At 58.9% G+C, this 14,536-nt stretch carries 10 protein-coding genes; 4 read left to right on the top strand and 6 right to left on the bottom strand.

The genetic code is table 11. From position 1 onward, the window contains the following. From MTP36_RS06355 to MTP36_RS06345, 3 genes are all read right to left on the bottom strand, one after another. The gene (locus MTP36_RS06355; protein ID WP_055184962.1) at positions 1 to 1,236 is read right to left on the bottom strand and encodes a homoserine dehydrogenase; all 1,236 of its coding nucleotides are present in this window, start codon (positions 1,234 to 1,236) and stop codon (positions 1 to 3) included. 27 nt (positions 1,237 to 1,263) lie between these two features. Continuing rightward, complete coding sequence (locus tag MTP36_RS06350) at positions 1,264 to 1,704, bottom strand: ACT domain-containing protein (protein WP_005923329.1); 441 nt, start codon at positions 1,702 to 1,704, stop codon at positions 1,264 to 1,266. Positions 1,705 to 1,868: 164 nt separating this feature from the next. Next, complete coding sequence (locus MTP36_RS06345) at positions 1,869 to 4,412, bottom strand: transglycosylase domain-containing protein (RefSeq protein WP_249254177.1); 2,544 nt, start codon at positions 4,410 to 4,412, stop codon at positions 1,869 to 1,871. Between the two features lie 277 nt (positions 4,413 to 4,689). Here MTP36_RS06345 and MTP36_RS06340 point away from each other — a divergent pair, with 277 nt between their 5' ends. After that, on the top strand, positions 4,690 to 5,064 hold the full coding sequence (locus MTP36_RS06340) for a hypothetical protein (RefSeq protein WP_249254176.1): 375 nt from the start codon (positions 4,690 to 4,692) through the stop codon (positions 5,062 to 5,064). Positions 5,065 to 5,294: 230 nt separating this feature from the next. On the opposite strand, the gene MTP36_RS06335 is transcribed toward MTP36_RS06340, so the two are convergent. The 3 genes from MTP36_RS06335 to MTP36_RS06325 all read right to left on the bottom strand — a co-directional run bounded on the left by MTP36_RS06335 (position 5,295) and on the right by MTP36_RS06325 (position 9,605). Next, positions 5,295 to 7,073, bottom strand: coding sequence for a Na/Pi cotransporter family protein (locus tag MTP36_RS06335; RefSeq protein WP_249254175.1), 1,779 nt, complete (start codon positions 7,071 to 7,073; stop codon positions 5,295 to 5,297). A gap of 814 nt (positions 7,074 to 7,887) precedes the next feature. Beyond that, positions 7,888 to 8,544, bottom strand: coding sequence for a sortase (locus tag MTP36_RS06330; RefSeq protein WP_249254174.1), 657 nt, complete (start codon positions 8,542 to 8,544; stop codon positions 7,888 to 7,890). 62 nt (positions 8,545 to 8,606) lie between these two features. Next, a complete protein-coding gene (locus MTP36_RS06325; protein WP_249254173.1) occupies positions 8,607 to 9,605 on the bottom strand; it encodes a Na/Pi cotransporter family protein in 999 nt (332 codons plus the stop codon). A 203-nt stretch (positions 9,606 to 9,808) separates the two neighbouring features. Here MTP36_RS06325 and MTP36_RS06320 point away from each other — a divergent pair, with 203 nt between their 5' ends. The 3 genes from MTP36_RS06320 to MTP36_RS06310 are packed head-to-tail and all read left to right on the top strand — an operon-like array spanning position 9,809 to position 14,412. Further along, positions 9,809 to 10,318, top strand: coding sequence for a MarR family winged helix-turn-helix transcriptional regulator (locus MTP36_RS06320; protein ID WP_249254172.1), 510 nt, complete (start codon positions 9,809 to 9,811; stop codon positions 10,316 to 10,318). Next, a complete protein-coding gene (locus MTP36_RS06315; protein WP_249254171.1) occupies positions 10,302 to 12,599 on the top strand; it encodes an ABC transporter ATP-binding protein in 2,298 nt (765 codons plus the stop codon). Before MTP36_RS06320 ends, MTP36_RS06315 begins: the two co-directional genes overlap by 17 nt. A 1-nt stretch (position 12,600) precedes the next feature. After that, positions 12,601 to 14,412, top strand: a complete 1,812-nt coding sequence (locus MTP36_RS06310) for an ABC transporter ATP-binding protein (RefSeq protein WP_249254170.1) — start codon at positions 12,601 to 12,603, stop codon at positions 14,410 to 14,412. Positions 14,413 to 14,536 lie beyond the last annotated feature (124 nt).

Raw genomic sequence — 14,536 nt, 5'->3', positions numbered from 1 at the left:
TTACACTTCCTCGGGCAGGCGCTTGAGCACCAGCTTCACGCTGCCGCCCACGGCCTCCACCTTGCGCGCGGCCTCGGCCAGCGCACGCTCGTCGGCGCGCTCCACAAAGTAGGCGCAGCCCTCGTACCGCTCATCCACCACCTTGCCGTAGCCGTAGATGGCTTCCACCACAGCGGGTGCAATGCCCGCCACACGCACATAATATGCAGCGGGAGCCGGGTCGGTGAGCATACCATCCACCGGGTCCGCAGGCTGCCAGAACAGGCTGTCGTGCACCTGTGCGCCGTTTTTCAGGGCATCCACCACGTCTGCCACCACAGCGCTGGCGGTGGGCAGCTTGCCTGCGCCCTTGCCGTAGAACACCACATCGCCCAGCATATCGCCCTTGACCAGCACCGCGTTGAAAACATCGTCCACGCTGGCCAGCTGGTTTGCCTTGGGCACCAGACACGGCTCTACACCAGCGGCCACGCTGCCGTCCTTGCCAAGCTTCATCCATGCGATCAGCTTGATGACGCAGCCCAGCTTTTCGGCGCTGGCAACATCGGCGGCGGTAATGGCCCGGATGCCCCGGGTGGGAATGTTCTGGGGGTAGATCTGGTGGCCGCACACCATGGAGGACAGAATGGCGATCTTGCGGCAGGCATCGCGGCCGTCCACGTCATCGCTGGGGTCCTTGGTCTCGGCGTAGCCCAGCTCCTGCGCAATGTGCAGCGCATCCTCAAAGTCAAGGCCCTCCCGCACCATCTTGGTGAGCATGAAGTTGGTGGTGCCGTTCACGATGCCCTCCACCTCGGTGATGACGTTAGCCGCTAGGCACTGGTGCATGGGGGTGATGATGGGCGTACCGCCGCCCACAGAGGCTTCGAACAGGAAAGCACAGTCGTGCTCCTTGGCCAGTGCCAGCAGCTCTGCGCCGTAGGTTGCCACCATCTCCTTGTTGGAGGTGCACACGCTGCGGCCGCTCTCCAGACACGCCTTGACGTAGGGGTAGGCAAAGCGGGTGCCGCCGATGGTCTCCACCACCACCCGGATCTCCGGGTCCTGCAGGATCACGTCAATGCTCTTCACCACCAAAGGCTCCACCGGGTTGCCGGTAAAGTCCTTCGGGTCCAGAATGTACTTTACCTCCACCGGTTCGCCAGCCCGGCGGGAGACGCTTGCAGCATTGCGGCACAGCACCTCGTATACGCCGCTGCCCACCGTGCCAAAGCCCAGAATTGCAATTTTAGCCATACTCTCTTTCCCTCGTTTCCTGTTTTGTTACAGGTTATACCCACAGCGCACACCCACGACCATGCGCTGGCGCGAAAGCTTTTCGGTCAATTCCTCCGGGGACATCTGCATGGTATCGGTGCGGATGGTGACCGCCACCAGCGCAGCCCCGTTTTCCGGGGTGGACTGGTTGATGGTCACGATGCTGGCACCTGCGGCGCTGATACCAGCCAGAAGGCTTTGCAGCGCGCCGGTCTCGTCCCGCAGGGTGGCCATGACCGTGATGACCTCACGACCATTCTCGGAATCAAAGATACAATCCTTATACTTATAAAATGCGCTGCGCGAAAGCTCTACGGCACGGGTCGCAGCCGAAATGCTGCGGGCCTCACCGCTGGCCAGCAGCTCCTTGGCGCGTACCACCTTGAGAAAGACCTCCGGCAGCACCTGCGCATCCACCAGATAAAAACGGCGTTCCAACTTGTTCACCTCTCAAACACAAGTGTTCTTGCAGAAAATATAATAGCATCCGAACCCTTGCAATGCAAGAGCCCGGATGCTATTTTGTCACTTTGTCCAGTTTTGTCTTGTAAAGTGCGCCCTGTCCTTGCCGGATTTTTCAGCAAAGGGGCGAAAAAGTACGATTTTTACCCTTATTCCGTATCCAGCGCACTGGTGTCGGCAGGGGTGACCGGCTGGGTGGGCACAGCGTCGTCTGTGTTCTCGGTAGGGGCAGCAGCCTGCGGGGCTGCGTGGGAGTAGGTGCAGGTATCGGGCAGGTCATCGGCGCGGTAGTAGCCCACGGCAGTGCTCGGGCAGCCCGCACCGGCCAGCAGGCCGCTCTGGGTGCAGTAGCGGCGCTCCACCACGCCTGCGGAGGTGGGGAATGCCTTATAGGGCAGGTCTGCCTGCGCCTGCTCCATCAGTGCCTTCCACGCGGTCACACAGGTGCGGGTCTTGGCCTGCTGCTTGGACAGAGTCTTGGTCATATCGTAAGGTGCATCGTAGCCCCACCACACAGCGGTGACATAGTAGGGCGTGCCGCCCACGAACCACAGATCCTTTTCGTCGCTGGCAGTACCGGTCTTACCAAAGGCTTCCATACCGTTGGAGTTGGGATAACGACCGCTGGCAGTACCCACACTGGAGAACAGAACGTTCTTCAGCAGGCGGTTCATGACATAGGCAGTATCGGGGGTCAGCGCCTGATAGCTGGTGGCGTTGTTTTCCAGATAGATGTTGCCGTCCCGATCCAGCACACGGGTGTACAGGTGCGGGGTGGTGTACTCGCCATCATAGAAGATCTGGAAGGCTGCGGCCAGCGCCATGGGGGTAACGCCCTTGGTCTGGCTGCCCATGACCATCTGCGCCAGACCCACGTCGTTGGTGGGGTCCAGCGTATTCAGCTGCAAGGTGTTGTAGACGAAGTTGAAGATATTGCTTGCGCCCACAAGGTCGCCCACACGCACCGCGATGGTGTTCAGCGAGCGGGCAAGGCCGTTCCACAGCGGGAGATCGCTGCCATCGCCGTAGTTGCCGCCGTAGTTGCGCGGCCAGCTGCGCCATGCGTTGGGGTAAGCGCGGAGCTGCTTGTCGGAGAGACCCATCAGGCCGTTCTTGCGGCAATAATCCTCGTCCCGGATGATCATATCCTGCTTCTGGTACAGGGGGGAGTTGTTGAGCATGGTGGACCAGTTGACCAGACCGTACTCGATGCCCAGTGCATAGGCGCCGATAGGCTTGATGGTAGAACCAGTCTGCCGCTCCACGTTGTAGGCGCGGTTCAGGGAAAGGCTCTTGGTCTTTTCGCCCAAGCCGCCCGCAATAGCCAGCACGTTGCCGTCATAGTCCAGTGTGACCATGGCAGCCTGCGTGCGCACGTTGCGGTAATAGTAGACGGTGCCGTCCTCGCCTGTGCGGGTCTTGGGGGTGCCGTCCTCGTTGAACACCTGCACATCATCGTCCGAAATGGAGGTGACCTCTTCCTCATGCCAGCCCGCCGGGAAGTAAGCATCATCGGTGTTCAGCATCAGGTTCTCCATCTGGGACTGCAGCTTGGTGTTGACCGTCGCTTCAATAGTAAATCCGCCGGTGTAGAGCAGCTTCTGCGCCTCAGACTCAGAGATGCCCTCCTTGGCCATGATATCCTGCACGACCTCGTTGAACAGTGCATCGGTGAAGTAGGAGGTGACGGTGCTGGGCTTTTTGCCGCTGTCCTCTTCGGCCAGCACAAGGGGCTGCGCAGCACCGTTGCGGTAGTCCTCCTCGCTGATCACGCCCTGCTGCCACATATTGTACATAATGAAGTTACGGCGGTTGATCAGGTTTTCGGGGTTCGTGTAGGGGTTATAGTTGGTGGGGTTTTTGGTAATAGAGGCAATGGTGGCGCATTCCCACAGGCTCAGCTGGCTGACATCCTTGTTGAAGTACTCGTTGGCCGCCGTCTGCACACCCTGAATGGTGCCGGTAAAGCTGATGGTGTTCAGGTAAGCCTCCAGAATGGTCTCCTTGGAGTAGCTGCGGCTCAGGCAGAGGGCGCGGTAGATCTCGCGTACCTTGCGCAGTGCACCATTGATACCGCTGGCACTGTTGTCATCGGTCAGGTTCTTGATGAGCTGCTGCTCCAGCGTGGATGCACCCTGCTTGGAGCTGTAGATGGGCAGCAGATACTCGTTGATCATTGCGCCGATGGTACGCTTGAAGTTGACGCCGGGCTCTGAGTAGAAGTCCTTATCCTCGGTGCAGATGAACGCATACTGCAAGTTGGAAGGGATCTGCTCAAGGTCTGCCCATACGCGGTGGCTGTTGGAGGAGCGCAGGGTGGCATACTCCACCTGTGCGCCGGTATCCGGGTCGGTAGCCACCACCATACTGGACTGGCTCAACTGGATGTTGTCCAAGTCCAGCAGGTCGCCGTCGTTGGCGGTAGCCTGCACCACATAGAACACCATGCCCACAGCCACCACACTGCCCAGCATGATGCCAAGGCAGAGCACCGTAGCAAGGGTGCGGCCGATGAACCGCAGAATGGGGTGTTTGCTTTTTTCCTTCGGCGGCTTGGGGCTTTTGGGTGCCTTGGGTGCGCGGGTACGGTTTTCCGCTGCGGAGCGTGCCTCGCGGCGGCTCTGGGAAACATTGACCTTACGTCCCATCGGGCGGGCAGGCTGCTCCTCGCCGCTCCGATGGATCTTTCTCATCTCATTGTTGGAGATAGGGATCGCCTCCTGACATTTCAAGACTGTTGCCGGGCATTGCTGCGCCGGGCTTTATCCACATCGTTTGTGACACGAAACTTCAAACTGCAATACCATATTATAGCACGCACGCCCAAGCCGGGCAAGAACCAATCTTTGTGCGCTGAGCAGATGTAAATAGTATAACACACTCTCTTGTGGAAAGTACAGTATCTGCGTGTGAAAATTGTCTGCTATCCGCAAAAATGGGGCATACTTACGGGGGAAGGGAGTGTTTTTTATGCGCAAGCTGTCTGCCTGCCTGTTCTACGGGCTTTGCGTATTCACCATTGTATTCAGTCTGTTCTGGATGGCGCTGCCAAAGCTGCCGCTATCCCAAACCCCTGCCGGGTCCGAGACCGACCCCGCCTCTCCCCTGAGCCTTGCCGCACAGGCAGTGCCCCAGACGAACGCCGCCCGCTACTGCCTGCGGGACAGCGGCGGACGGGTGGCGGTGTACACCTGCCGCGCCGACGGCACCCCGGGCACTTTGATCCGCGTGACCGGTATCTACACCAATCTTCTGCCGGAAAACGATGCCCTGCGCATCAAGCGCGGGCTTGTGGTCAACAGCCCCCGGGAGCTGGACTTGCTGCTGGAGGATCTGGGGGAGTAAATGCCCGGCAGGGCTAACGATTTTCAATGGCCTCCGCTTGCGCTCTGGCCATATTCAGCGGAAAATATATTTTTAATTTCGGGATAGCGGAGCGTCTGCGGACGCTCCGCTATCCCATTTTCACAAGGGGGATTACAAAGATATACGGCAGCTCCTACTGCATATTCCTGCGTGAAAACGCAAAATAAGCCAGACCCGCAGGCCCGGCTTATTTAAAAACAAAGAATATTTTACGCTTCCATTTCTTCCAGCGGCACAAGGTACTCCTTGCGGCACTGCTCATATTCCAGCATATAGTCCTTGCTGGGGTTGTGGTGCATAATGCTTTTCAGGGTGTGGGAGTCGTAATCATCGCCGGCCTCCATGCCCACCATGCGCACCGCAATGTTGGAGCAGTGGTCGGAGATACGCTCGGCGTTGTTCAGCACATCCAGGAACACCACGCCGGTGTCGATGGAGCAAATGCCGTCCTTCAGGCGGCGGATGTGTTGGTCGCGCAGGCGCTCCACCATCACGTCAATGATCTCCTCCAGCGGCTCCACCTGTGCAGCCTTCTGGGTATCATCGTTCTCAAAGGCCTCGTCCGTCAGAACCAGAATGCGCTCCAATGCGGCGTCCAGCAGTTGCAGCTCCTTTTTGGCGCTCTCGCTGAAGCTGGCTTCCTTGTCGTACAGTTCCTCGGCCTTTTCCATGATGTTCACGGCATAGTCGCCAATGCGCTCGAACTCGGTGACAAAATTCAGCAGCTCGGTCACCGCGTGGCTCTCGTCGTCGCCCAGCTCCTGGTCGGTCAGCTTGATCAGGTAGTTGGTGATCTCCACCTCCATGCGGTCGATCAGGTTCTCGCGTACCTTGATGGCACTCACGGTCTCCTCGTCCATCTTCAAAAGCAGCGGCGCAGCCAGACCCACGTTGCGGGCGGCACGGCGGGACATCTTGATCACCGCGTTCTTAGCCTGCTGCAAAGCCACAGCCGGGCTCTTGTACAGGCGCTCGTCCAGCACCGGCATGCTCAGCTCCTGTGCTTCCTCCACGCTGCTGGGCACCGTGAGCATCGCCAAGCGGCTCAGCACCCCACTGCAAGGCAGGAACAACAGCATGGCGCATACGCTGGACAAAGTATGGATATTTGCGATGGAGCTCTTGTTCATTACATCGCCCCACATGGGGATGCCGATGGTAAACTGCACCGCATAGATCAGCGCCAGCAGGATCACGCTGCCGATGACATTGAAGTACAGATGGATGAGCGCGGCCCGCTTACCATCCTTGGAAGAGCCGCCGATGGTGAGCAGCGGGGTAAACGCCGTACCGATATGCGCACCCAGAATGATGGGGATGGCAGAACTGAAGGTGACAAGCCCTGTGCTGGACAGTGCCTGCAAAATACCCACGGAGGCAGAAGAGGACTGGATGATCACGGTGACCACCACGCCCACCAGAACGCCCAGAATGGGGTTTGTCATAGTGACGAACAGATTCTGAAAGGCTGCGCTCTCCCGCAGGGGTGCCACGCCGGTATCCATCAGGCTCATGCCGGTAAACAGGATGCCGAAGCCCAGCATGATCTGACCGATATTCTTCTTTTTGGCATTGCGCAGGAACACATAAAAAATGCAGCCAATAAACGCCACCACAGGGGCAAAGGTCTTGGGCTGGATCAAGGTCAGCCACAGGCTGTCGCCTGAGATATCCGCCATGCGGATCAACTGACCTGTTACCGTAGTACCAATATTTGCACCCATGATCACGCCTACCGACTGCGTCAGTGTCATGATACCAGAGTTGACCAGACCGACACAAATAACCACCGTACCAGCCGACGACTGAATAACGCCGGTGATCAGTGTGCCGAAGATCACACCTTTGATGGTGGAAGAGGTAAGCTTTTGCAATACGCCCTGCATCTTGCCGCCTGCCAGCTTTTCCAGTCCGGCGCCCATGATGGACATACCGTACAAGAACAGCGCAACGCCGCCCAGCAGAGAGGTAATGTGTGTGATATCCATAACGATACTCCTAATATGAAACTTCCCTTTTTATCCTTTACAGCACACAGCCGCCGGAACCTTACGCACGCACAGCGCCGCACTGTTCCGGAAGCCGCTTATTTTTATTATACCATCAAAGGGGGCGTCTCAACAAGGTTTATTTTACAGGAAAGTTACTTTTTCCACACATTTCGCAACATATTTTCGGGTGTAAAACCAAAAGCTTTCTTTTATTTTACATACATTTTACATTGTGCCTTCTCGGGGCGCAGGATATCCCCGCTTACCCGGCCAGCTCCTCCATGGCCTCCCGCACCGTATCGGCCGAAAACAGGAACACACCACTGCCGGTGTATACCTCCACATGACTGCCCACATAACGCAACTCAAAATCCTTCATGGTGTTTCCCTCCTGTGTATCTGTTTTGTACCCGGGACTTCCCCGGTAAACACAGTATCGCACAATCAGGATACCATAAAAAGGACTTTCAACCGTTTTCGCAGACTTTTTACGCAAAAAGCAGCGTATGCTACCCTAGTCTGCTCACACCGTTCGCAGCCACTTTCCTTGGAAATCGGGTCTTTGGCAGTCCCCGCAGCCTTCATCCTTCCGTCAAAACCGCTTTCCTTGAGAATAAATCTTCTCCCAGCGCCGCGTTTCCGCAGGAAACAGGTTCCGGAGCTGCCGTTTTCCGTCACGACCCCTTCCCGTGAAAATGGGATAGCGGAGCGTCCGCAGACGCTCCGCTATCCCGAAATTAAAAACAAATTTTCCGCTGATAATGGCTAGAGCAAAGCGGAAGCCATTCCAAATCGTCACGCCGCGCCGACATCACTCTGCCGCGTCCGTCACCCGGACAGGATAACCAGTCCGCACACAGCGCACTGCATACCGGGCGTTGCCGCCGGAGGTGCAGGTGAACAGGGTCAGATCCCAGCTGTCCGTCTCGGCGGCGGTGGTCATCTCTTCGATCTGGGTGGGCTGCAAAGTCTCCACACTCTCCACCTCGTAGCTCCAGCGCAGACCGTCCGCATCCGTAAAATAGACCGGGCTGCCGATCGCCAGCCACTTGATGGGGCTGAAATGCTTTGCGTAGTTGTGGCCGCAGATCACCAGATCATCGGCATAGGTGGTGCCACTGTACCGCCCGGGGGCGACCTTCAGCCCGGCGTAGCTCCACTGTGCCATCACCGGTAGCTCCAGCCCCGCCGCGGGGATGGAAAGCACCCCGATGTAGTCCTGCCCTTCCACCTCCACGGTGGTCATCTCCTGCGCCGGGTCCAGCACAGGCTGCGGGGCTACAGTCTCGTTTTCCTGCCGGTGCTCCGTGATGGTCTTTTGCATGGTCTGCTCCAGTTCGCCCAATACTTCCTGCGAAGCCTTTTCTGCCCGGGCGGCATCCCACCGGTTGTAGCCCAGTAGCCCGGCGGCGCATAAGATCAGCACCGCACCCAGCACCATGCACAGCCTGCCGATTTTCCGTTTCATTGCATTTCATCCTTTATATATAATGGTATCATCTGCTTCAGTATACCATTCCCCGCTCCGGTTTACAACCGTTCCTTCGGGCGATTTTTATCGGGCAGCAACGCGCAGACCAGCCGCACCATCTGCCCGGTCAGGGGCAGCCATACCAGCGCACACAGTACATTGAACAGAGTATGCGCGTTGGCGATCTGCCGGGCGATCATGGCGCACTCCGTCCCTGCGGGTGAGCACAGCCGCACCAGCGCCGCAAAGGGCTGCAGCAGTGCGCAGCACACCGCCGCTCCGCTCAGGTTAAAAATGGCGTGGGCTGCCGCCACCCGCTTGGCGTCTCTTCCCTGCCCGATGGCGGCAAGCATCGCTGTGATGGTGGTGCCGATGTTATCCCCCAGCAGAATGGGGATAGCCGCCGTCAGCCCCAGCAGGCTGTGTACGCCGTCTGCCCCGGGCTGCGCCGCCATGCTTTGCAGCAGCGCCACCGTGGCAGAGCTGCTTTGCACCGTTAAGGTCATGCAGACGCCCGCCAGCAGCCCGTGCAAAGGGCTTTGCTGCACCCGGGCAAGCTCCAGCCGGAGCAGCGGGCTTTGCAGCAGCGGTTCCATGGCGCTGCGCATCACCGTGACGCCCTCGAACAGCAGTCCGAAGCCAAACACTGTCTCACCCACGCAGCGTCCCCGCCAGCCCTTACAGGCCAGGCAGAGCAGTACCCCGCAAAACAGCAGCAGATACCGCCAGCTTTCCACCCGGAACGCCAGCAGCTGTGCCGTGACCGTTGTGCCGATGTTCGCCCCGAACACCACCGGCACCGCCCGCCGCAGCTGCAACAGCCCCGCCGCCAGAAAGGCAATGACCATGACCGTGACCGCCGAGCTGCTTTGCAGCACCGCCGTGACCGCCGCCCCGGTCAGCAGTCCCGCCACCGGGTTTGCGGTGCACCGCGCCAGCAAGCTGCGCAGCCGCCTGCCCGCTCCCTGCTGCACCGCCCGGCACAGGCTGTCCGTCCCGTATAAAAACAGCGCCAATCCGCCGAATGCCTGTAACAACACTTGGAATCCCTGCTCCATCCGCACCCTCCGTTTCTGCCTGTCCCTTATTTCTATGCAGCGAGAGCCGATTTGCGCATTGACAAAGCCTACAAGTTTTTTGTGAATTTTTGTTTAATATTTCCCTATTCTCTTGCAATCCCGCTGCAAAAGGAATATGCTTATCAGGCGTTAATACTTAACAACTGTTAAGTATTTGAAAATGCAAACGAGGAGGGATCGTTGTGTCCGAGCCAAGCACTCCCAGCTTTCAGGGGATGTGCCACTTTATCGGGCAGCTGAGCAAGGCATCCAAGGCCGGGATGCGGGCGGCGCTGGCCGATTGCCCCAAATGCCACTTTAATATGCTGGAAGGCCTGCTGCATTCCATCAACTGCCACGGAAAGGACGGTGCCATTTATGTCTCCGACCTTGCCCAGGAGATCCGTCAGCCGCTGCCGGCGGTCTCGCGCGGGCTGCGGTTGATGGAGCAGGACGGCACCGTGGTGCGGGAGCCGGACCCCGCCGACCGCCGCAAAACGCTGGTGCGCATCACCCCCAAAGGGTATGAGCTGTGCCACCAGTGTGAGCAGGCTCTGCGCGACTACTTTGCCAGCGTGCTGGCACGGTTAGAGCCTGAGCAGGCAGCCCAGATGGACGCGCTGCGCGGCGCGCTGATGGATGCCATTCTTGCGGAAAATGCCGCGCGCAACATTGACCCGAAGGGAGAAACGAACCATGACAAAGATCTTTAAGCAGCTGGCCCGGCACTGGGCGGTCTGCCTTGTGGTGTTCGCACTGCTGTTCGTGCAGGCGTACTGCGACCTTGCCCTGCCGGACTACACCAGCAAGATCGTGGACACCGGCATCCAGCAGGGCGGCATTGAAAGCCCCCTGCCCCAGACGGTGCGCCAGAGTACGCTGGACGCGCTGAGCCTGCTGATGAACGAGGAGGATGCGCAGAAGCTGCAAAGCGCCTACCAGTACTATCTGCAGGACGATGGCGTGTTGCAGCTGCGCTCCGACCTGACCGAGGACGAGCGCACCGCACTGGAAGATGCCGTGACCACCCCGGACATCGTGCTGTATATGGCTGCTGCACAGGCCGCCAACACCTCCGCCGGGCAGAACAGCATGGGCATGACCGGCCTTGCCGAGATGCCCTCTGCCGCTGCGGACACCGACACCGAGACCGTCACCCCCACGGCAGCAGATCTGGACACCGTTTGCAGCCAGTTTGCCGCCATGAGCCAGATGCCCGGCTTTGACCGCAGTATGCTGCAAAAACAGCTGGACAGTGCCATGAGCCAGCTGGACAGCACCCTGCTGGAAAACCTGAAAAGCCAGTCTTTGCTGCTGGTGCAGCTGGAATACGAGGCACAGGGCGTTGCGCGGGATGTGCAGATGCAGTACCTTTTCCGGGTGGGCGGCCAGATGCTGGCGCTCACCCTGCTGATGGTGGCCGTGGCTGTGGCCGTGGGCTTCCTTGCCTCCCGGGTATCCGCCGCCATCGGTCGTGACCTGCGCCGGGAAACCTTCTCCAGTGTCATCGGCTTCTCCAATGCAGAGATCGAGAATTTTTCCACCGCTTCCCTCATCACCCGCACCACCAACGATATCCAGCAGGTACAGTTCGTCTGCGTCATCCTGCTGCGCATGGTGGCCTACGCGCCCATTCTGGGCATTGGCGGTGTGCTGCACGTTGTAGGCAACAGCTCCGGCCTTTCGTGGATCGTGGTGCTGGATGTGGCTCTGCTTTTGTTGCTGCTGCTCTTCCTGATGAGCGTTGCCATGCCCAAATTCAAGGTGATGCAGCAGCTGGTGGACCGGCTGAATCTGGTCAGCCGCGAGATTTTGACCGGTATCATGCCGGTGCGCGCCTTCAGCCGCGAAAAGTTTGAGGAGCAGCGTTTTGATAAGGCCAACCGGGAACTGATGGGCACCCAGCTGTTTACCAACCGCGCCATGGTGGCTATGATGCCCTTTATGACCCTGATCATGAACGGCACCAGCCTGCTCATCGTCTGGTTCGGCGGCAAGGCCATGGATGCCGGCACCATGCAGGTGGGCGAGATGATCGCCTTTATCACCTACACCATGCAGATTGTCATGTCCTTCCTGATGCTGGCGATGGTGGCCGTCATGCTGCCCCGCGCCGGTGTGGCTGCGGATCGTATCGACGAAGTCATCCGCACCAAGGCCACCATCCACGACCCGGACAAAGCCACCGCAAAAGCTGCACAGGCGCACACCGACTGGCAGGGCGTTGTGCAGTTCGAGGACGTGAGCTTCCGTTACCCCGGTGCAGACAGCGATGCACTGGAGCACATCAGCTTTACCGCAAAGCCCGGCGAGACTACCGCCATCATCGGCTCCACCGGCTGCGGCAAATCCACCCTGCTCAACCTCATCCCCCGTTTTTACGATGTGACCGGCGGCAAGGTGACCGTGGACGGCATTGACGTGCGCGAGATGCCGCAGGCACAGCTGCACGACCTGCTGGGCTATGTGCCCCAGAAGGGTGTGCTGTTCAGCGGTACCATTGACAGCAATCTGAAATTCGGCGGCGAGGATATCACCGACGCACAGGTGCACAAAGCCGCCGCTATTGCACAGGCCACTGATTTTATCGAGGCAAAGCCTGAGGGCTACCAAAGCCCCATTGCACAGGGCGGCTCCAACGTATCTGGTGGCCAGAAGCAGCGGCTTTCCATTGCCCGGGCAATTGCCAAAAATCCCAAGGTCTATCTGTTTGACGACAGCTTCTCGGCGCTGGACTACAAGACCGATGTAACGCTGCGCCGCGCTTTGAAGGCACAGACCGACAACGCCACCGTGATCATTGTGGCACAGCGCATCTCCACCGTGCTGCACGCAAACCAGATCCTTGTACTGGACGAGGGCAGGCTGGTGGGCAAGGGCACTCATGCCCAGCTGATGGTCAATTGCCCGGAATATCAGGAGATCGCCCGCAGCCAGCTGAGCCAGAAGGAGCTGGCGCTGGACACCCTGAATACAGAAAAGGAGGGTGAGTGATATGCCCAGACCCGGACGTCCCACCACCGAGCGTGCCAAGGACTTTAAAAGCACGCTGCGGCAGCTCATCCGCACCATGAGCCACTACAAGTTGCCCCTTGCGGCAGCCATGCTGTTTGCAATTCTTTCTACCATCTTCAACATTGCAGGCCCCAAGGTGCTGGCAAAAGCCACCACTGCCCTTGCCACCGGCTGGATCGCCCGGCTGCGCGGCACCGGCAGCATTGATTTTGTGTATATCGCCCGCATTCTGCTGTTTTTGCTGGGGATGTACCTGCTGAGCAGCGCTTTCAGCTTTATTCAGGGCTGGCTGATGACCGACCTTTCCCAGAAGGTCTGCTACGACTTCCGCCGCCAGATCAGTGAAAAGATCAACCGCCTGCCGCTGGCGTACTTTGAAAAGCGCACCGTGGGCGAGGTGCTTTCCCGCATCACCAACGACGTGGACACGCTGGGGCAGAGCCTGAACCAGAGCATCACCCAGTTGATCACCAGCGTAACCACTATGATCGGTGTGCTGGTGATGATGCTCTCCATCAGCCCCCACATGACTCTGATCGCTCTGCTGATTTTACCGGTATCGCTGGCGCTGGTGCTGGTGGTGGTCAAGTTCAGCCAGAAGTACTTTAAGGCACAGCAGGCCACGCTGGGCGTGGTCAACGGTCAGGTAGAAGAGGTTTACGCCGGTCACAACGTGGTCAAGGCCTTCAATCGGGAGGCCGTGGTGCTGGCTGACTTCAACGCCGCCAACGATAAGCTGTACGAATCCGCATGGAAGAGCCAGTTCCTCTCCGGCCTGATGATGCCCATCATGAACTTTGTGGGCAACCTGGGCTATGTGGCAGTGGCCATCGTGGGCAGCATTTTTGCCGCAAACGGGGTCATCACCATTGGTGATATTCAGGCCTTTATCCAGTACGTCAAAAACTTTACCCAGCCCATCCAGCAACTCTCGCAGGTGTCCAATATGCTGCAAAGCATGTCCGCTGCCGCCGAGCGGGTATTCGAGTTTTTGAACGAGCCGGAGGAAGAGCAACTGGCCAACCCTGCCCGCCGCGCCGACCCCGCCGACATTGACGGACAGGTCACCTTTGACCATGTGCGCTTCGGCTACACCCCGGACAAGACTGTTATCCACGACTTCAGCTGCACGGTGCAGCCCGGCCAGAAGGTAGCCATCGTAGGCCCCACCGGCGCGGGCAAGACCACCATGGTCAAGCTGCTGATGCGCTTTTACGATGTGGATGCCGGTTCCATCACCCTGAACGGCCACGATGTGCGGGACTTTGACCGCAGCGCTCTGCGCGAGGGCTTTGGCATGGTGCTGCAGGACACATGGCTGTTCAAGGGCACCATCATGGAGAACATCCGTTACGGTCGGCTTGACGCCACCGATGAAGAGGTGATCGCCGCCGCAAAGGCCGCCAACGCCGACCACTTTATCCGCACCCTGCCCGGCGGCTACCAGATGGAGCTGAACGAGGACGCCTCCAACGTCAGTCAGGGACAGAAGCAGCTGCTTACCATTGCCCGCACTATTCTGGCAGATAACCGCATCCTGATTTTGGACGAGGCTACCAGCAGCGTGGATACCCGCACCGAGCAGCGCATCCAGACCGCCATGGATCGCCTGATGGAGGGCCGCACCAGCTTTGTCATCGCTCACCGCCTTTCCACCATCCGGGACGCCGACCTTATCCTTGTCATGCGGGACGGCGACATTGTGGAGCAGGGCACCCACGACCAGCTGATCGAGGCCGGCGGCTTCTACGCCGACCTGTACAACAGCCAGTTCGAGGATGTTGTGGATTAAAGCACCTGTTATCGCAATATAACTGCAAAAAGAGCACCTGTTGCCTTCCTTTCTGAGGACAGCAGGTGCTCTTTGCATTCCCCTCTCAGTCATCGCTGCGCGATGCCAGCTCCCCCGAGAGGGG

This window comes from Faecalibacterium sp. I4-1-79 (assembly GCF_023347235.1).
Taxonomy (GTDB): domain Bacteria; phylum Bacillota; class Clostridia; order Oscillospirales; family Ruminococcaceae; genus Faecalibacterium; species Faecalibacterium tardum.
The sequence above is the reverse complement of the archived record's forward strand: the minus strand, read 5'-3'. Positions and strand labels throughout refer to the sequence as shown.

Bases quoted from the DNA above. Each gene is read 5' to 3' on its own strand.
- MTP36_RS06325 (WP_249254173.1), bottom strand. From the start codon at position 9,605: ATGGAGCAGGGATTCCAAGTGTTGTTACAGGCATTCGGCGGATTGGCG.
- MTP36_RS06355 (WP_055184962.1), bottom strand. From the start codon at position 1,236: ATGGCTAAAATTGCAATTCTGGGCTTTGGCACGGTGGGCAGCGGCGTA.
- MTP36_RS06310 (WP_249254170.1), top strand. From the start codon at position 12,601: ATGCCCAGACCCGGACGTCCCACCACCGAGCGTGCCAAGGACTTTAAA.
- MTP36_RS06345 (WP_249254177.1), bottom strand. From the start codon at position 4,412: ATGAGAAAGATCCATCGGAGCGGCGAGGAGCAGCCTGCCCGCCCGATG.
- MTP36_RS06315 (WP_249254171.1), top strand. From the start codon at position 10,302: ATGACAAAGATCTTTAAGCAGCTGGCCCGGCACTGGGCGGTCTGCCTT.
- MTP36_RS06340 (WP_249254176.1), top strand. From the start codon at position 4,690: ATGCGCAAGCTGTCTGCCTGCCTGTTCTACGGGCTTTGCGTATTCACC.
- MTP36_RS06335 (WP_249254175.1), bottom strand. From the start codon at position 7,073: ATGGATATCACACACATTACCTCTCTGCTGGGCGGCGTTGCGCTGTTC.
- MTP36_RS06330 (WP_249254174.1), bottom strand. From the start codon at position 8,544: ATGAAACGGAAAATCGGCAGGCTGTGCATGGTGCTGGGTGCGGTGCTG.